The sequence below is a fragment of the Caproicibacter fermentans genome, assembly GCF_014303955.1.
Lineage (GTDB): Bacteria > Bacillota > Clostridia > Oscillospirales > Acutalibacteraceae > Caproicibacter > Caproicibacter fermentans.
Genome location: NZ_CP060286.1, coordinates 2,466,686 through 2,485,919 on the forward strand (window position 1 = coordinate 2,466,686; position 19,234 = coordinate 2,485,919).

Consider the following 19,234-nt stretch of genomic DNA (forward strand, 5'->3'; position numbering starts at 1 on the left):
CTGCGCGGCGCATTCCTTCCCACGATTCAAGAGAAAAATACATATTGAATACTCAAACGCAATCGTGGATGGCAAGCTTTACGCGCACTGGACAAAGCTGAAAGTTCCGGTGAACCCGGTTTAACAAATTTGGAGTTTTTTTACTGTCACCTGTAAAATAGGCACGATTTAATGGATCTCTGCAAAAAATATATTGCAAAGATCCATTGTTTATTGTTGAAATGTAAAGAAAATTTACTTTCCTGTTTGCCTGTAGGTTCTTATGGTAATCAATCCCCATCCTACCGCGCAAGAAAAGAATGTTAAAGATAGTTTCCAATTTGAATGAATAAAAAAAGCACCTGCAAATGAAAAAAATACGATGGCAACAATAAACAGCCCGAGTTTCCATTTAATCAATGTGATGCCCCCAACAGAAAGCACGACGTCTTTTCCGAAAGATCCTCTTTTGAGCTGACCGATTTGCCGGAAAGCGACTGGGAAACGGTGCTTTGCGCAGAGGATGTTTCCGAAGAACCCGACGACGGAGACTCGGAAGACAAGTTTTCTGCTGCGGAACCGGTCCCGGAGCTTACCGCTTTTCCCCCGTTGAGGGTGCCACAGCCCGCCATGGTTAAAATAAAGACGGATAAACAAAATGCTGAAAACTTCGTTGCTTTCATAGACTTTATTTCCTTCAAAAATTGACTAAGAATCGGTGACTATTGAATATTTTCTTTCAATTTAACCGAGCTTTTTAAATTTAATGCCGCTGTTATTCGCGTATTTTTCAGCCTCGGAACCGGTGATGCCCTTTATGGTAAGCTCTACGCCGGAATCACTTGGCCAAATGGCGGTCCCTGCTATTTTTGTAACGCTTTTGGGAATAGAAATGCTTTTAAGCAGGGTACAGTCTGAAAATGCGCTGTTGTCTATTTCGGTAACGCCCTCGGATATTATTACGTCGGTGAGCTTTTCGCAGCTGTCAAATGCATCGGTACCGATTTTGATAACGGTTGAGGGGACGGTAAAAGTCCCGCCTTTGCCGCATGGGAATAGAAGAAGCGTACTTTTATCCTTTGAGTAAAGCACACCGTCTTCACTGGCATATACGCTGCTGCCGCTGCCGACAGTGACTGATCGCATATCGGAGCAGTGGGAAAACACGTCGTATCCTATAACGGCGACACTTTCAGGTATCGCGATGCCGGTAAGCTTTTTGCAGAAGAAGAATGCGCGGTCGCCAATAATATTGATGCCGCCGCACAGCTTCACGGCAGTCAGCTTATCGCAGCCGTGAAACGCGCCACTGCCGATTTCGGTTACGACGCCGGGTACCGTAAACGTCCCTTCCCTGCCTCCGGGGCAGCAAAGAAGCCGCGATTTGTCTTTAGTATATAAAACGCCGCCGTCGCTGCAATACTGTTGATTTCCAGTGCTTACGTTTATCGCTTCAAGGCTGCTGCATCCGATGAAAGGATAACGTCCTAATTTTACTACACTGTCGGGCAGCCGTACGGATTTAAGTTTTGCGCATGAAGAAAAAGCGCCGTAATCTCCTATTTCCGTAACTCCGTCGGGAATGTCTATGCTCTCAAGCCCACAGCCGTAAAAGGCGCTTCCGCCAATACTTTTGACGCTTTTGGGGATATTGATATCCGTTAGGTTCTCACAGTAGTCGAAAGTACCGTCTTCTATTTTTGATAATTTGACCGGTAAATCTATCGATGACAAAGCGGTGCAGTCCGCGAATGCTTTTTCGCCTATTTGAGTAACACTTTGCGGTATACTCATGCTGTGGATGAGATTGCAGCCTGAAAAAGCCGCTTCGCCGATGGCGGTTACGCTGCCGGGGATATTGATGCTTTTCAGTTTTTCACAGTCCGCAAAAGCGCGGTTGCCTATCTTTGTAATGCCGTCGGGTAAAGACACGCTTGCAAGGCCGGTGTTCCCGCTGAACGCCCCGCCGCGTATTGAAGTCACGCTTTTGGGAACGGCTATATCTTTTTTACTGCCTTTGTATTTTAAAAGCATCCCGTTCACGGTTACGAAATCGTCCTTGTTGTTTCTGAGCCACATAGTGCCGTCAAAAGCACCGCCGCCTATATCAGAAACATTCTCCGGGATTTTTATATCGGAAATGAAGCAATCTGAAAACGCGCCGTTTCCGATGGAAGTAAGACTCTTAGGCAGCGTGACGCTGTCAAGCTGCAGGCATCCGGCGAACGCGTCGTCGCCTATGGACGTGACGCCCTCGGGAATTTTTACGCCAAGAAGGGTGTCGTCCTGATAAAAAGCACCGTTGCATATTTTTGTTATGCCGCTTGGTATTGTCACGTTGTGTATGTGGCCTTTGTACCTTACGAGCATCCCGTTTAGGGTGGCAAAATCGCCCTTGGTGTTTTTGAGCCACGCGGTCCCGTCAACGGCGCCGGTGCCGATTTCCTTTACTCCCTTTGGTATTGTGAGGTTCGCAAGGTTTTCACAGTCTAAAAAGGCATCCTCGTCTATTTCGGTTACGCTTTCAGGTATGTTGATACCGGTTAATTTTTTGCAGCCTTCGAAAGCATAGCCGCTGATTTTTTTGATGCCGTCCGGCAGGGAAACATGTTGCAGGACCGGACATTCTTCAAAGGCGCCTACATCTATTTGAGTAACGCTTTCCGGTATGGTTATTTTGGTTAAAGCGGTGCATCCGCTGAACGCCTCGTTATCTATCTTTGTAACGCTCTCAGGTATTTTAACATCCGATATTGAGGAATCTTCAAACGCTTTTGAGTCTATTTCAGTTATCCCGTCAGGTATGGTCACGGTGCCGCCTGAACCCTTGTACGAAACGAGAATGGAACCGTCGATGTCGAACTCAGCGTTTGAAACGGGCTTTCTGTGTTCCCTTGCCGGCGCGGAAGAAATTGCCGTCTGGCTTTCCGCGTTCTTTGCCGGGGGAGCCGAGACGGTGCAGGCGGAAAATAGAAAAGCCGCGGTTTCTGCTGCAAGTACTGTCGTGAGCAGTCGCTTTGAAAAATGTATCATGACACGTTCTCCTTCTAAATATAATGATCCCTTTGCTCCCGATTTTCCCCATCAGGATTTTCAGGCAGAAGATCCGGTAAGGGTTTCTTTGTCTTTGAAAAATCAGGGAAGTCTCAGAGGGATAATCCCTTAACCTGTCTGAAATATATTTCCGTAATCCAGGACAAGATTTTACTTTCCTGTTTGCCTGTGGGTTCTTACGGTAATCAATCCCCATCCTACCGCGCAAGAAAAGAATGTCAAAGATAGTTCAGCCGCTCCTTGCAGGTGCCCCGGCGCTGTCGAACGGTTTGCCGCAGTATTCTGTGCTGATGTGCCGGGTTAGAGGAAAATATGAATCGGCCTCCGCCGCAAAGGACAAAAGGCGCCGCATACGGATATGATTCCATATGCGACGCCGCTTGAGGCCCACCGCGCAATCCTAAGAAAACCCCCTGTACAAAAACAGACGCAGGAAGTATAATAGAATCCGCAATGTGCCGAAGTTTCGGTTGCGTATGGAGCGCGCTCTCCGTATTGCAGGAGGCGGGTGTTGGAGCACCCGGCCTCTGCATTGCACTTTTATTTGTGCCTTACAAGGAAAATTATACCGCTTTCCGGCAGGAAGTCAAGAAAATCCGTTTGATCCTGTCGATTCCCGTGAATTTTACGGATTGTTTCCAGCCTTTTTCTTGTATCCGCATGGGATTAATGCTATAATTTTTTTGAAAAAAATGGAAGGATCAAATTCTATGACGGTATATAACCTTCTGCTTCTGTTGATTCTGGTTCTGGGGCTTTTGCTCTGCGAATACAAAAAATCGAAGAGGAACACCATTGTTTTTCTGGTTCTGTCCTCGCTTGCCATGACCGCGGTCGCCTTTTTGCGCGCGGACACGGTCGGAATCGACTACAAGCAGTACGAAACCTATTTTTATCAGGTGCATGACGGGGGCTGGAAATTCCTGATCAGCTCCGCCAACGGCTACCGGATTGAACCGGGCTACAGCCTGCTGAATTATGTGGTTTCGCTGTTTACGCGCGACGTACATATCTTCATGCTGGTCGTCGCGGTGGTCGTCGTGACACTGACGGCGGTGCTGCTGTACCGGGTTTCGCCGATTCCGTGGATCGGCATGTTTGTGTTTGTCAGCTTTGGCTTTTACGGCAATTCGCTCAGCTTCCTCCGGCAGTGCATCGCGATTTCCATTTTCCTGTTTTCCATCGAATTTATTAAGAAGAGACAATTTGTTCCGTATCTGCTGATTGTGCTGCTCGCCGTGACGTTCCATAAGTCGATCATTGTTATGATTCCGTTTTATTTTATCGCGCGGCTTCCGGTCAACTGGAAGTTCCTGCTGAGCTACAGCGGAATCGCGGCGCTGATTACCGGGCTGTCCTGGCCGATTTTTAATCTGATCACGAAATATGTCTATAAAGTGTATGCAACCCAGCAGGGCCTGTATTATATGATGGGCCGCGACTGGCAGACGGCGGCGATTCCGGTCATCACAGCTGCCGTGATCCTGATTCTGACACGGTTTATCCTGCGCCGGGACGAGCGGAACAGCGTTTTAATCAATTTGTCCTTTTTTTCCGCTTTGCTCTACCTCATGACGCTCCAGCACTTTTTGTACCAGCGCTTCGGCATGATGTTCCTGACGACGGTCATTCTGACCATTCCGGAGCTGTTCGCCAGCATCGGCGTGCAGAGCGTGGAGGCGGAGGCCGTACCGCAGACCGTAAACCGGAAGGCAATCCGCAACAGGGCGGAGCGCAAAAGGGCGATCGCGGAACGCCGCCAATTCAAGATGCAGGTCAACACGCGCAAGTACATCTATTCCTACGCATTGGCAACGCTTGTATTTGTGGGATATTTATATCATGTATGGATCCTGCTTGCCAACCGGATCAACCTGGTTCCGTATCTGACGTTTTGGGAATAACGGAGGCAGGAAGCCGACCGGCGGGCATTTGGGAAATGGTTTGATTAGACGGAATGAAAAACATGAAAATCAGGGGGCTGCAATGACTCAAAAAATCTTATATTGTGCATCTACCCTTTCGCATATTCGGAATTTCCATTTGCCCTATCTGCGTGCTTTTCATGAAATGGGGTACGAGGTGTGGGTCGCCGCGGATCAAGCAGCTTCTGTGCCTTATGCCGATCGGGTCGTCGCGTTGCCGATGCAAAAGAAATTTTTGAGTCCCGGGAATTTGAGCGCCGTGCTGAAAGCACGAAAACTGATTCGCACGCAGCGGTTTGATCTTGTCAGCACGCATACGGAGCTGGCAAGCGCGATTGTCCGCGCGGGAATTCTTTTGTTGCGCAAAAGACCAAAAGTTGTCTGCACCGTACACGGGTACCTGTTCCAGGAAAATGACGGACTGAAAAAATGGAAATATCTGATCCCGGAAAAACTTTGCGCGCGCGTAACGGATGTGCTGATGGTGATGAATCATGAGGATGAAGAAATTGCCCGCAAATACAAGCTGTATCGGGATAAACTGTATTATATTGACGGCATGGGTATTGATCTTACCAAATTTAACCCTGTATCGCCGGAGGAACGGGCTGCTGAGAGAAAAAAATTAGGGCTGTCGAAACAGGACTTTGCTTATATCTATGCTGCCGAATTTTCAGAAAGAAAAAACCAGGGGTTCCTGATTCGTACTTTTTCCGAGCTTTGCCGAGAGAGCAGTGCAAACAGCTGGCTTTATCTGGCCGGAGACGGTGCACTGCTGGATGAAAGCAAAGAACTGGCGCGGCAGCTGCACGTCGACGGCCGGATTTGTTTTTTGGGGTATGTGGCAAACATAAGAGAGCTTTATGCAGGCTGCGATGCTTGTGTATCTGTCAGTAAAATAGAAGGATTGCCGTTTAATCTGATGGAAGCGATGGCGTGTGGTTTGCCGGTTGTTGCAAGCAATATCAAAGGACACAGGGAACTGGTGAAAAGCAAGGGCTGCGGACTGCTGTTTCCAACCGAAAATTCGGTTGCTCTGAAACATGCGCTGAAAGCGGTTCGGGATAGGCAGCGCGTCTCTGTGAACAGAAATTTCATCACTCGGTTCGATATTCAAACGGTCTTGCCGAAGATCATTCAAATTTATCGGGAAAACGGAGCTTAAAAAGAGGCCGTTTCCTTCATGTGCACGATCCTTTGAAACACACTTATTGTTTTACTTTAACAGACGTTTGAAAAAATCAAATTGAACGAGAATGAACTTGATTTTTCCTGTTTTCATGACGTCATTCTCTAATCACGCGCGCGAAAAAGCGACTCATCGCCTCCGCGAAGACGATCCCCCTTGCCGAAAGAAACGGAAAAATTGCCGCTGCAGAGTGCTACTTGCAAAACCGCCTCCGCGTCAAGGCATTTTCTGGTGCTATCTTACGAGTTCTTCAATTTTCACTTTCATGAATTGGTTAATTATGAAATGTTCATCTACAAACCGAAGAATCGATATTGCGGACTGGGGTGTTTTATCATAACCCTGAATAAAAGACGATAATAAATCCGTATTAATAATATTTCTGAATTCTATTCTTCGTGAAATATCAAATTTGTCCGGCTGGTTAGAAGAATTTTGCATCTGAAGCAAATTTAGAAGCTGGTCAACGGCATAATTTTGTACAAACTTATATGCCGAAAGCTTCTCCCCTCTTCGGAACCTGCATAAACCAACATACAAATTTGTTAGGATTTCACCAAGCATCCACTCCGGTCTTGTTTCTTGTGTCTTCGGTAAAGAAAAGCCGGATTGCAGATCAAATTTCTTAAAGTTCTTGTCTTTCCAGAGAATCGACCCATCCATAGCACCTAATTGATTCAGCTCACTTTCTTCAAAAACCGCGAACTCACAGTACACGCCGTCTTGAAATAGAAATTTGTATCCGTCGGCAGTGTTTCGGAAATAGAAAGCAGCGGGAGATATGGATTCCAGCCAGTTCAGATTGTCTAAATACCACATTTTGTATCCCTGTTTCACGATTACAAAAAAGTCCAGATCTGAATATTCATCCATTAAATCTTTTCCACAAGAACCTAGCGCCAGTAAAGCCAGTGCTTGATCGCTGTTTTTTAAAGAGGTTGCGATTTCTGAAAGTCGCTTCTTTAAAAGCTGTATTCTGGTCATTGCAATACTCCTGTCTATTTCTCATGTTCAAGTATTTCCGAGCTCAGCGGGCGATTGATGACGATCACAGAATTTTTTCAGGCGGCTGGCGCGTTTTGGAACTTATGCAGTCAGAATCTCACAAATCGCTCCAAACAAATCTTTCGGGATATCAAGCGCCTGAAGAATCCCCAAAATGCGTGAAATATCTTTTTCGTTACAGATAGTCAGATAAATTTTATCTTTTAGATTGTATTCTATCTGCGACCGGTCAATGATACGGTAACATAAATCCGTGATATCGTTATGGGCAAGTCCTGCACCTGCGAGACGTATTACCACGTTGGCGTCAGTCGGGCAATTTTTCAAAGAAATGCAAACCGTGTGGGAAGTTGGAGCATATGCTTTCTCATATTTCATCTTCATGCCGCCTTGGAAGACTTCAATTTTTTCCGGATCCTCCATACCACAGAAACGAATCGTGTAATCCCGTTTCTCCGGAATTACCTCCCTATCCCCCTTCGTCGCGCAAATCCGGAAATCGCATGTCCTTCCCCAATGAAAAATCAAGTCAGTAAAAGCTTCACGCCGCGATATGCCATCTTTGCCATTGTCCTCATACATGGTAAATCGATTGTCGGCACCCGCAAAGACGCGAATATCCATCGCCGCCGGATTTGACGTCTCGTTGATGTTCTTCGAAAGCTCCGCCATTGGAATCACTGCGCCCGCTTTTGCGAAAACCGGAAGTTGAAACAATGTACGGTAACTCTGCATGACCCGCCCGCCGCGATAAATGATCCCCGTAAACACGTCAATCCATATTCCTTCCGGAAGCCATACACGAGCCTGGGCAACGCCAAGTCTCGCATCCGCCGGCTTCGTAATGGGACATGCAATCAGCTCGCTGCCGAAATAGTATTCGTTTGGCGCATGATACGCATCATATTCATCCGGATGCTGATAGTACATGGGCTGAATCAACGGCAGATCGTCATGAGCAAAACGATAGTTCATCGTGTAGAGATATGGAATCAGGCGGTGCCTAAGCCGCAGGAAATCTTTTATAATGCCTTCCGCCGTTGGGTTATAATTCCAGGGTTCTTTCCCGTTAAATGGTCCGCTGGAGCTGTGCAGCCTGCTGATAGGCGAAAAAACGCCAAATTGAACCCATCGTATCGCGAGCTCATCATCTTTGACGCCGCACATGTGACCGCCAATGTCGTGGCTCCACCAGCCATAGCCCACATTGGAAGCATTCGCTGTAAAATACGGCTGAAAGTCGAGTGATTCCCAGCAAATTATGCTGTCGCCGGAAAAGCCTACCGGATAGCGGTGGCTTCCCGCTCCGGCATATCGGGAAAGAATCAGAGGCCTTTTATTTCTCCTGTTTTGATCAAGATAATGATAGTGATTCAGCATCCACAGTGGATCCATTCCATCCATGCTGCAATCCGCGCCCTGCTGCCAGTCGATCCACCAAAAATCGACGCCGATCTCTTCATTTGGATGATGTAAAAATTTAAAATAGGCCATTAGAAATTTCGAATCAGCAATGTCAAAATCAATTTTCCTTCCGTCCTTTATCCCGAGAGCTTCCGCCATTTTTCCATAAGCCTCTTCGTAAGGCATAACGCCGTTAGCCGGATGGAGATTGAGGCAAACCTTTAGCCCCTGCTCATGCAGCCATTTCAAAAAAGCCGCAGGGTCGGGGAAAAGCTTCCGGTTCCACGTATAGCCGGTCCAGCCGCTTCCATTTCCGGGCCCTACGTCTACCAAGTGCCAGTCCATGTCGAGCACGGCAACGGAAAACGGCGTATTTTCTTCGCGGAAGCGCAAAATCAGCTTCCGGTAAGATGATTCGGAATAGCGGTTGTACCGGCTCCACCAGTTCCCAAGCGCATAGCGCGGCAACATGGGCGTCTTGCCGCAGAGCCGGTAAAAATCTTTCAGGCAACGCAAAAAATTTCTGCCGTAACCAAAAAAATACAGATCGATTTCTTTCTTTTCTCTCGGTGCGACCCATCCGTTCTCCAAGAGCAACAGAGAACCGCTATCATCCAGAACTGAGAAGCCATAAACGGAAAGCAGACCATGCTCCAGCGGAATGGGCCCGGCCGTATTGTCCAGAGTACGGGCCGTGCCTCTCAAATCATTCAGTTCATCGGAATATTTCCAGATGTTCCTGTAATCGCTGCAGTTATCTAACACTTCAATGGAAAGGCCGTTCTTTGAAAACGGTCTTTTGTTATAACGCAAGTGTAAGTTTTTCGTTATAATCTCAAGCGCATTCTCCTTTTCGACCGTCTGAAAAGGAACTTTTTGAAAATCTCGGTTTAAAACTACCTGTGTCGCGTGGTCCTCAAATAGATTTTCGCGGCAGTATTCTAGTCGAATCAGCTGAGAAGTCAAAACAGTAAACCGGTAGTTATCCCCCTGAACCACATTGCCCGGACTGCACTGAGGGGAAACTTTCAGTTTGTAGTATTCTTCCAATGAATTTCCTCCCTAAAAGAGCGTTATTCCTTTACGGCGCCGATCACGATGCCGGAGACAAAATATTTTTGAAGAAACGGATAGATGATAAGAAGAGGAACGGTCGAAACGACAATTTTCGCCGAGTTCAACGTCCTTGTGGAAATTGCCAGATACTTTTTAAGCTTTTCAATATCTGTGATCTTGGAAAGGTCAAATTCGGCAGACAACTGCTGAATATAAGTCTGCAGAGGATAATTTGAAGTTTTTGTGATATACAGAATTGCCTGAAAGTAATCGTTCCAATGCCCAACAATACAAAAAAGCGTAAGAGTGGCAAGGCAGGGAAGCGAAAGCGGAACAAAGATGCTGAAAAGGATTTTCCATGGGGATGCCCCGTCTATTTTTGCAGCTTCTTCCAGTGATTTCGGCACGGCGCGGAAAAAGTTCATCAGCAAAATGACATTGCCGATAGGAACGGCTGTCGGCAGAATCAGTGACCAGATCGTATTTGTCAGTTTTAATCCGTTCACAACGAGGAATGTTGGAATCATTCCGCCGGAAAACAGCATGGCAAAGATCACGAACCACATATAAAAATTCTGCGTGTGAAATTCCCATTTGCTCTTCGAAAGTGGATAAGCGGTTAAAACAGTCAGCAGCATATTGATGCCCGTTCCCAAAACAACGCGGATGACTGAAATACCGAATGAACGCCAGAACTGAGAATCTTCCATAATTTTGCCGTAAGCGTTCGTTGTGAATTCGACTGGAATAATTCCAACCAGATTAGCCGTTGCCGCCGCACTGCTGCTGAAAGATGTGGCAGCCACGTTCAGCAGCGGGAGCAGGCACATAAGCGTCATAGCCAGAACGACCAGATAAATAAAAGAATCCAAGATCTGTCCCTTTTTCGATTGAATCATAATAACAGCCACACTCCCTAAAACATCTTCCTGTCTGTGAGTTTTATGGTCAGCTGGTTCGCAGCCACCATAAGAACCATGCCGACGACCGATTTGATCAGGCCGACTCCCGTTGCGAGGCTGTATTCCCTCTGTACCATGCCGATGCGGTACACGTAGGTATCGATGATATCCCCCGTCTGGTAAACAAGCGGATTATACAAATTGTAAATCTGGTCAAAATTGGCATTCAGAATGTTTGGCAGACTCATGGTTACCATCAGCACAATGGTAGGAACGATTCCGGGAAGCGTGACGTGCAGCAGCTGCTTCCAGCGGTTGGCGCCGTCGATTGCAGAGGCCTCATACAGTCCGGGGTCAATCGACGTCAATGCCGCAAGATAGATAATGGAGCCGTAACCGAACTCTTTCCATGTATCCGTAAAAATACAAATGGGCCGAAACCATGTGTTGCTTGCCATGAACAAAGTCGGCGCCCTGCCCATGGATACAGCAAAATTATTGATCGGCCCGTCATAGCCGAATACGTACTGGACGACCGCCGCCAGAACGACCCAAGACAGGAAGTGCGGAAGATATACGATGGTTTGAACAACTTTTTTGAAAAACTTCAGCCGGATTTCATTCAGCAGCAATGCGAAACAAACCGGTATAAGAATTCCCAGAATTATTTTAAAAAACGAGATGATAATTGTATTGACCAGCACCTGCGTTACATCCGGCAGTGCAAACATAAACTTAAAGTTGTCCAGTCCAACCCACCGTGAGCCAAAAATCCCTTTCGCCGGAACAAAATCCTGAAATGCGATCACAATCCCGACCATCGGCGCGTAACTAAAAATCAGCAGCGTGATGATGGCCGGAGCTAGCATGAGACGATAGCTTAATTGGTCCTTTTGATTTTTCATGATTTTCCTCGTCGTAAACTGCCCGCATTGCAGAGGGGCTCCGCAATGCGAACAGAGAAAGTGAACTTACTTCTTAATTGCCTGATTGACTTCATCCGTTATCTGCTTTCCGCCCGCGTTTTCCCACAGAAGGACGAAGCTGTCGAACGAATCAATGTCCTTTTCATTTGTCAGGATCTTCAGCAGCTCTTCATTTTCCATTTTTTCAAGGCTGGCCCATTTCAGCTTCATAGAAGGCGTCCGGTCAAAGTAAACCGGTTCCACGGTGTTGACCGGAGTGTCGTTCACCAGTTTGCTGGACACCATTCTGGCCTGGTAATTCAGCCAATCGGTCGAATCCGGAGTCTTGTTGTTTTTCTTATCGTCCAAATATTTTTTGCAGGATTGATACAGGGTGTTTTCATATATGATCATGTCCTGCGGTTTCCGCTTGCCGTCGATCGCTTCGCTGATATGTTTGTAGGCGCGGGCCGCGGCGTCGTAATAATCAAAGCCGCCCACCGGGTCGACGCCATACTGATGGTTGACGTAATCGAGGTACTCTTTGGCTTCTTTACTCGTATCGGTATAGGCGGACGTACCCTGGTTGTAGTCGAGTGAGATGTTCTTTTCTTTTACCAACAGTTCCGGATGCTCAAACCCCTTGCGGACCACAAAATAGTTCTGGTTCGGGTTTCCGGTGAACATCGTTACTTTTCCGTCGTTGCCTGTCGGGACGATAAAGCATCTCCAGTCAATCTCCGGGTTCATTTTATAGGAAGCTTCCAGATTGTAAGGCGCCCACCAGCCGCAGAAAAAAGAACCGCACTGGCCTTTTGTAAGCAGGCTCTTAATATCGTCGTCTTTCCGAACGCCGACCGCTTTGTCAATTAATCCCTTTTTGTACCAATCGGCCAGAAGCTGTAGGCCCTGCTTCATTTCGGGCAGAACAGAACCGTAAACGGCTTTGCCGTCTTTTCCCTTTACCCACTGCTTTGGATAAGCGCCGAAATTGGTGAAAATATTATTGGACTGATACCCGCCGGCGTAGGTCCCGCAGAAATATTTGTTGGAAAGTACAAGTCCGACGGTCTTGCCGGCGCCGTTACCGCCGGGGTCTTTCTGAACAAACTGTGTCAGGATATTTTCTATATCGCTTAGGGTCTTCGGAGCGGGAAGATTCAGTTTATCCATCCAGTCGCCGCGCAGCCAGAGCATTTCCGGCCCGGAAGAAATGGCCGTTGTCGGAATCGCGTAAAGTTTTCCGTCAAATGTCGCCATCTCCAGCGATTTGTCATGATTGGAGGAATAAATCTCCTTCATCAGACTGCCCGCACAATTCTTATAGCTTTCCGTAAGGTCCGCAATCAGATCATTTTCAACCAACTGCTTCAGTGTAGGATAATCCACACTCATAATGTCCGGAATGTTGCCGGAAGCGATTGCCATTGAAACCTTTTGATCGTAGTCGTCACCGTCGACTGCTTCGAATGCGTCTTTGTTCTGAATATTCAGTCTCGCTCGGAACAGACGCGTGTACGCGCTGTTTTCCGCCGTATCTTCCGAACCTTTCGGATATGCCGTATTCGATTGGACCTTTAAGCCCACCGTATAGGTTACCAGTTCCGGATACGGCTTTTCCGGTGATGTTTCCGCTTCTTTCCAGGCGGCGGAATCTTCCGAAGTATCTGTGACATTTCCTGTTGTCTGTGTCCGGCCGCATCCAGTTGCGGTGGAAACTACAAGACAGGATGACATCAGCAGTACAAGTGCTTTTTTCCAAAGAGTCTTCTTCATACAAAAACCCCCATTCAAATTCAGTTTAGCGCTAAACCTTAACTCATTGTATTTCTCATTTTGCGAATTGTCAAGAGAAAATAAGTGAATGTATCCAATTTGTTTTATACAATCTGGACTTTTTTGCATATTTGTGTAAACTCATAAAATAATAACTGAAATATTGTTCTTTCGCCAATATAAAATTGTTTGGAAATGTGATATTATAAATGCGCATTAGAATTTATATAATAAATTATATTTAACGATAAACCTGCAGGGGGGACTTTATGGCAACCTTGAAAGATATCGCCGCCGAAGCCGGCGTCAGTATTATGACCGTATCCAATGTAATCAACGGAAATTACGGCAGGGTTTCGGAAAAGAATATCCAGAAGATCAGGGAACTCGTCAAAAAATACGATTACGTGCCGAATCTTTCCGCAAGAAGCCTGTCGTCAAACACCTCCAGAATAATTGTAATTTTTCTGCCGAAGGATAACCCTCTCGTCAACTATTTTTCAAATCCCTACATGGGCGAACTGTTTGGCGAAATCGAAATGCTGATTCGCGAGCAGGACTACTTTGTTCTCATTCGCTCTTTAGAAGAAATCGGCAGCATCCCGACGATCCTGAAAAACTGGAACGCAGACGGCGCGATTATCCTAACTCACCAGACCCATTCTGACATGAAATCGATTACACACAGCAGCGAATGTCCCGTCGTATTTATCGACAGCTATCATACGGAGGATTTTTCTGCGCTTACGGTCGGGATCAACGAATACAAAGGCGGCTATACTGCTGCAAAGCATCTGATTTACAACGGCCATAAAAAAATCGCTTTTGCCGGCCCATTCAATGAGTCTAACGATATTGTCTATAACCGTTACCGCGGATACCGCGCCGCGCTGAAAGAAGCCGGAATCGAATACAGTAGCAGCCGCATAATAAAAACCAACACCACTTATGAAGACGGCATCCGAATCGGCAAAGCGATCGCGAACGGCTCCTATGATGTTTCCGCAGTTTTCGCAACAGCAGATATCCTTGCGATCGGCATTATGGAAGGCTCCCGCCTCAACGGCATGATTGTGCCGAACGACCTTTCCGTTGTTGGCTTCGACAACCTTCAAATCTGCTCATTTGTTACGCCGAAACTGACGACCATTTCGCAGGATGTCAAACAGAAAGCGGAGTCAGCCGTAAACCTTTTGATGCGGGCCATACGGGATGATTCCTTCCGCAAAAGCGCCATAAATCTTGATGTGGAGCTGGAGGAACGCCAGTCTGTCAGAAGGCTCGTATAAACCTGATTGAGGAGATAACTGAATGAATCAAGAAGCGATTTATCATCGGACCTACTCGGAATACTGCTTTGCACTCTCACGGAATCACGTTGTACTTCGACTTCGCTCCGGGAAAGGAGATCTTACCGACTGCCGCGTTTTTTACGGGGACCGAATGGACTCTCAAAATCCGATCCGGACGGCAGAAGCCATCATGCGGAAAAAGTACACCGACTCACTGTTCGATTATTTCGAAGCGGATATTGATCCGAAAGTCACTCGTCTATGCTATTATTTTTTGCTTTCTGACGGCAAACAGAGTTTCTGCTATTACAATAGCGGTTTTTTTGAAAAGCCAAGTGAAAACCGGCAACTTTATTTTCAATTGCATTACATACGCTGTGAAAACATCGCTCAAGTCCCAGAATGGGCGAAAAAGGCAGTCATCTATCAAATTTTTCCGGACAGCTTCGCTTCAGGCAAACGAAAAATTTCTCACGAAGGAAAGATGATCCGCGGAACGGATGGTTTTACCAGCCGATCCGAGTTTGGCGGGACACTTCATGGGATTGCCGAAAACATCAACTATCTGAAAAAGCTTGGAATCAGCTGCATCTACCTGAATCCGATCTTCAGGGCAAATTCATGGCACAAGTACGACACGATCGACTACCGCAGCATTGATCCGTGCTTTGGGACCAAGGAAGATTTCAAAAAGCTGATGGATACCTGCCACAGAAACGGCATCCGCGTCATGCTCGATGCGGTTTTCAATCACTGCGGCCCGGACTTTTTCGCTTTTCAAGATGTGCTGAAAAAAGGTAAGGATTCCCGCTACCGGGATTGGTTCTATATTTCAAAACTGCCGGTCGTACAAAAACCGGTGCCGAACTATGAGTGTTTTGCCTACGAGGGAACTATGCCAAAACTGAACACAGGGAACCCGGAAGTTAAGCGGTATTTAATTGATACGGCATGCTACTGGACTGAAAATTTTCACGTTGACGCGTGGCGACTGGATGTTGCAAATGAAATTGACTTTGGTTTCTGGCGTTCTTTTCGCCGCGCTCTCAAAGCCATTGACCCAGATGTTTTTATCGTCGGTGAAGTCTGGGACGATGCCCGCGCCTTTCTGCAGGGGGACCAGATGGACTCTGCAATGAATTATAATTTCTATTACGCCTGTCTTGATTTCTTTGCAAAAGGGGAATTGACGGCCAGGGAATTCAACGAACGGATTAATTATCTTCTGATTCGCTATCAGCGGAACGTCCAGCAGGCCCAGATGAACCTGCTGGACAGCCACGACGTCCCGCGTTTTCTCACAAGCGCCGGCGGAGATGTCCGGAAGCTGAAACTAGCCGCACTGTTTCTGCTGACACATGTCGGTGTACCTTCCATTTATTACGGCGACGAAAAGGGTCTAAACGGCTGGAAAGAGATTGATTATCGCCGACCGATGGATTGGAAACAGCCGGAAAGCGAACTCTTTGAATACTATCGGCGGTTGATTGCACTGCGGTCTGAAAATATGGACGCGATGCTTGGCGACTTTGAAACCATATGGGCTGATGAGAGTCTTTACATTTACAGAAGAAAGTCTGAAACGGCCTGTATAACCATTGCCGTAAACAATTCGGAAGCCCCCCGCGAAGTTTCTTTCGCAGTCTCCGCGGATGACGGCATCTACACCGACCCGGTGAATCAGCATCATATCTCGGTTCAGGGTGGCCTTGCTCGTCTGACGCTCTATGGCTTCGACGCGGCCGTGATGTCGAAAACGGCGCCGTCTCTTACGTAGTCGATCCCAGTCTGGTGAGGGTTGCGTACTTGAGCAGATAAGCTCAGATTTTCTGCCCATACGGGAATTCTCCGATTCAGAACTGTAAAATAATTTTTTGAATGAACTTGCCCATGCGACATTTGGTGGAAACGCGAAGGATAAGGGAGAGGCCGCAGCCCCTCCCTTATCGATTCCTTCCGGAACCCCCGGCTGTGCCGGGAGTTAACTATTGTTTAAAAGTTAACACCGCAGACTAAAATAATATTTGCGAACGAAGTCGTTTCTCCCGTGCGGACAATTGCCTTGGCATCCTTTAAAAGCTTTTTCAATTCTTCATGCGGGACATAGCGGCGAGGAAGTCCTTTCAGCGTGTCACAGGTTTGGTCATGCAACTGAGGGCTCACCGTCTTCATTTCATCCGCCAGCACATAGGACTCCACGACCAACTCGTTTGTTACCGCTTTTAATGTGTCAAGAAACGATGGAATTCCGCGAACTAAAGTAAGATCGATGACCTTTACATCATTCGGAAGCGGTAAGCCCGGATCGGCAATTACAAAATATTCAGTGTGCCCAATCTCCGCAATGGCGGAGCATAGGTCCGGATTCAGAATGCCGCTTTTCGTCATATGCAAATCTTCCTTCCAACTAAAACGTTTCAACAAAATTTATTTCTATTATATCGTATTTTAGTTCTCTAATATATGGAGAATATGACAATACTATGGCACTGCATTTGGTATTAATGCATAAAAATTGGTATTCGGAACAAAATAATTTGCGAATTCTATTGACAAGCGGAACAATCCACGTTATCCTGTGTTCAAACGTATTACTAAAATACTTTACCGACGGCTCAACTAATTGTTTAATAGTAATAAAATCTTCCAGTGCTTTTCAATTTTCCAGAGGAGATTCCTATAGAATGAGAGTAACAATTAAAGACATCGCGAAAAAAACAGGGCTTTCGGTATCAACGGTTTCTCTGGTCTTAAACCACAAAAGCGAAAGAATTTCCCAAAAAACGATCCATAAAGTTTTGAAGGCTGCCGAGGAGATGCATTATCATCCAAATCAGATTGCAGTCGGATTGATTACCAGAAAAACACAGACGTTGGGTCTGATTATTCCGGACATTGTAAATACTTTTTTTGCCGAGATTGCCAAAGGAGCCGAGGCGGAATGTCAAAAGTGCGGATATAGCCTGATTTTATGCAACACTAACGACAATCCGCAGAAGGATGTCGATTATGTGAATGTGTTAGTCGATAAGGGCGTGGATGGGATTCTGTTCACCATGGCCGTCAGCTCCCAGGTACATAAGGATACTCAGTGTTTTCAGATTATGAAACAGGTCGAAAAGCCGATGGTGCTTGTCGACCGGGCGGTGTGGGAAGAAGACGCCGGCTGTGCCGCGCCTAGCGTTACCGTAGACAACGAGCTTGGCGGCTACCTTGCAACAAATCACCTTCTGGAACTGGGGCACCGGAAAATCGGCTTTATATCCGGTCCTATGGGGGAGCAGTCCTCTCAGAAACGGCTTTTCGGATACATCCGGGCGCTGCAGGAATTCAGTGTAACGTTTGATCCGATATTAGTAAGGGTGGGGGATTACCACACGCCGACAGGCTACCGCCTTTCCGGGGAATTGATTGAACAGGGAGTGACCGCGATCTTTGCCTGTAACGATATGATGGCCTACGGCATCTATCAACAGGCGAAAGAGAGAGGGCTTTCCATTCCCGGTGACCTGTCTGTTGTAGGATTCGATGATTTGCAGTTTTCGCAATTCATGGAAGTCCCTTTAACCAGCATGAAACAGCCTGCTTACGAAATCGGCCGGTGCGCCGTGGATAAAATTATCGGTATGATCGAAAACCCCGATGAGAAGCAGAAAAACGTGCAGTTTAAGCCGAAATTGATGGTGAGGAAAAGCACGGAAGCCGTCGGCGAAAAAAAATGAAATTGAGGGAAAGGTAGATAAATCAATATGCCTAAGATTTTAAATTTTGGCTCCCTGAATATCGACAACGTTTTTAAGGTGGACCATTTTGTACAACCGGGAGAGACGATGGCGGCAGAGAGCCTGGAGCTGCTTCCCGGAGGAAAGGGCCTGAATCAGTCGGTCGCATTGTCAAGAGCCGGCGCAGAAATTTATCATGCGGGAAAAGTAGGTCACGACGGCAGGTGGCTTGTCGACCTGCTGGAAAAGGCAAATGTACATACGGAACTGATCGATCAAACCGGCTCCATGACAGGAGTTGCCATGATTCAAGTAAACAGCTCCGGCCAGAACTGCATCATCATCCATCACGGCGCCAATGCGGAAATTACCAATGATTACATCGACTCTGTGTTGAGCCATTTTCACAAAGGAGACATGCTGCTGCTGCAGAACGAAATAAACGCTATTTCACGCATCATTAGTAAAACGTTTGAACTGGGAATGCAGATCGCCTGGAATCCATCTCCGTTGGACCGTACCGTTTTTGACTGTCCTTTCGAGAAAATTACATATTTTATCTTGAATGAAATAGAAGGCTTCGACCTTACCGGAGAAAAAGAACCGGACAAAATTGCCGCAGCGCTGTTGAAGCGCTGCCCGAACGCGAAAGTGGTTCTTACACTGGGAAAAGGGGGAGTATGGTATCAGGACAGGGACCGGGTTTGCACGCACGGCATCTACAAGGTACCCGTTGTGGACACCACAGGCGCAGGAGACACTTTCACAGGCTTTTTTCTGGCTAAAATTCTGGAGAATTGCCCCGTGGAGGAAGCACTTCGCATTGCTTCCGTCGCATCATCTATCGAAGTTTCCAGAAAGGGAGCCTCAATTTCCATTCCTACGCTGGAAGAGGTGGTGAACTCCGATCTGAAAATGCAGTAACTTGTGATAACGATTTGAGGTGATATCTTGCAAATCAGCATGAAAGGAATCAATAAAAGTTTCTTTAGGAACCAGGTCCTTAAAAATGCGGAATTTAACCT

General features: G+C 46.8%; 14 protein-coding genes. 6 read left to right on the plus strand and 8 right to left on the minus strand.

Going from position 1 to position 19,234, the window contains the following annotated elements:
- Positions 1-395: 395 nt before the first annotated feature.
- Both HCR03_RS12220 and HCR03_RS12225 read right to left on the minus strand, forming a co-directional pair.
- Positions 396-662 (minus strand): hypothetical protein, encoded by a 267-nt coding sequence (locus HCR03_RS12220; RefSeq protein WP_187034427.1) that lies wholly within the window; start codon positions 660-662, stop codon positions 396-398.
- 61 nt (positions 663-723) lie between these two features.
- Positions 724-3,012 carry a leucine-rich repeat domain-containing protein gene (locus HCR03_RS12225; protein WP_187034429.1) on the minus strand — a complete coding sequence of 763 codons (2,289 nt, stop codon included), beginning with the start codon at positions 3,010-3,012 and terminating at the stop codon, positions 724-726.
- A 731-nt stretch (positions 3,013-3,743) separates the two neighbouring features.
- Here HCR03_RS12225 and HCR03_RS12230 point away from each other — a divergent pair.
- Both HCR03_RS12230 and HCR03_RS12235 read left to right on the plus strand, forming a co-directional pair.
- On the plus strand, positions 3,744-4,937 hold the full coding sequence (locus HCR03_RS12230) for an EpsG family protein (RefSeq protein WP_166525096.1): 1,194 nt from the start codon (positions 3,744-3,746) through the stop codon (positions 4,935-4,937).
- Between the two features lie 82 nt (positions 4,938-5,019).
- Entirely contained in the window at positions 5,020-6,123 is a 1,104-nt protein-coding gene (locus tag HCR03_RS12235; RefSeq protein ID WP_187034431.1) for a glycosyltransferase, read from the plus strand.
- 258 nt (positions 6,124-6,381) lie between these two features.
- On the opposite strand, the gene HCR03_RS12240 is transcribed toward HCR03_RS12235, so the two are convergent.
- From HCR03_RS12240 to HCR03_RS12260, 5 genes are all read right to left on the minus strand, one after another.
- Positions 6,382-7,131, minus strand: coding sequence for a nucleotidyltransferase domain-containing protein (locus tag HCR03_RS12240; RefSeq protein ID WP_187034433.1), 750 nt, complete (start codon positions 7,129-7,131; stop codon positions 6,382-6,384).
- Positions 7,132-7,233: 102 nt separating this feature from the next.
- The gene (locus HCR03_RS12245) at positions 7,234-9,606 is read right to left on the minus strand and encodes a glycoside hydrolase family 31 protein (RefSeq protein WP_187034435.1); all 2,373 of its coding nucleotides are present in this window, start codon (positions 9,604-9,606) and stop codon (positions 7,234-7,236) included.
- A 23-nt stretch (positions 9,607-9,629) separates the two neighbouring features.
- Positions 9,630-10,511 (minus strand): carbohydrate ABC transporter permease, encoded by an 882-nt coding sequence (locus tag HCR03_RS12250; protein WP_066646223.1) that lies wholly within the window; start codon positions 10,509-10,511, stop codon positions 9,630-9,632.
- Between the two features lie 17 nt (positions 10,512-10,528).
- On the minus strand, positions 10,529-11,419 hold the full coding sequence (locus HCR03_RS12255; protein WP_066646221.1) for an ABC transporter permease: 891 nt from the start codon (positions 11,417-11,419) through the stop codon (positions 10,529-10,531).
- A gap of 66 nt (positions 11,420-11,485) precedes the next feature.
- Positions 11,486-13,195: a type 2 periplasmic-binding domain-containing protein gene (locus HCR03_RS12260; RefSeq protein WP_187034437.1), complete on the minus strand. Its 1,710-nt coding sequence runs from the start codon at positions 13,193-13,195 to the stop codon at positions 11,486-11,488.
- Positions 13,196-13,464: 269 nt separating this feature from the next.
- Between HCR03_RS12260 and HCR03_RS12265 the strand changes: the two genes are divergently transcribed.
- Both HCR03_RS12265 and HCR03_RS12270 read left to right on the plus strand, forming a co-directional pair.
- Positions 13,465-14,484 carry a LacI family DNA-binding transcriptional regulator gene (locus HCR03_RS12265; protein WP_066646215.1) on the plus strand — a complete coding sequence of 340 codons (1,020 nt, stop codon included), beginning with the start codon at positions 13,465-13,467 and terminating at the stop codon, positions 14,482-14,484.
- Positions 14,485-14,506: 22 nt separating this feature from the next.
- Complete coding sequence (locus HCR03_RS12270; protein ID WP_187034439.1) at positions 14,507-16,264, plus strand: glycoside hydrolase family 13 protein; 1,758 nt, start codon at positions 14,507-14,509, stop codon at positions 16,262-16,264.
- Positions 16,265-16,479: 215 nt separating this feature from the next.
- Here the strand turns inward: HCR03_RS12270 and rbsD are convergent, their stop codons facing one another.
- Positions 16,480-16,875 carry a D-ribose pyranase gene (rbsD, locus tag HCR03_RS12275; RefSeq protein WP_066646212.1) on the minus strand — a complete coding sequence of 132 codons (396 nt, stop codon included), beginning with the start codon at positions 16,873-16,875 and terminating at the stop codon, positions 16,480-16,482.
- A gap of 296 nt (positions 16,876-17,171) precedes the next feature.
- Between rbsD and HCR03_RS12280 the strand changes: the two genes are divergently transcribed.
- Both HCR03_RS12280 and HCR03_RS12285 read left to right on the plus strand, forming a co-directional pair.
- Positions 17,172-18,209 (plus strand): LacI family DNA-binding transcriptional regulator, encoded by a 1,038-nt coding sequence (locus tag HCR03_RS12280; RefSeq protein WP_187034441.1) that lies wholly within the window; start codon positions 17,172-17,174, stop codon positions 18,207-18,209.
- A gap of 27 nt (positions 18,210-18,236) precedes the next feature.
- Positions 18,237-19,133: a ribokinase gene (locus HCR03_RS12285; protein WP_187034443.1), complete on the plus strand. Its 897-nt coding sequence runs from the start codon at positions 18,237-18,239 to the stop codon at positions 19,131-19,133.
- Positions 19,134-19,234: the final 101 nt, after the last annotated feature.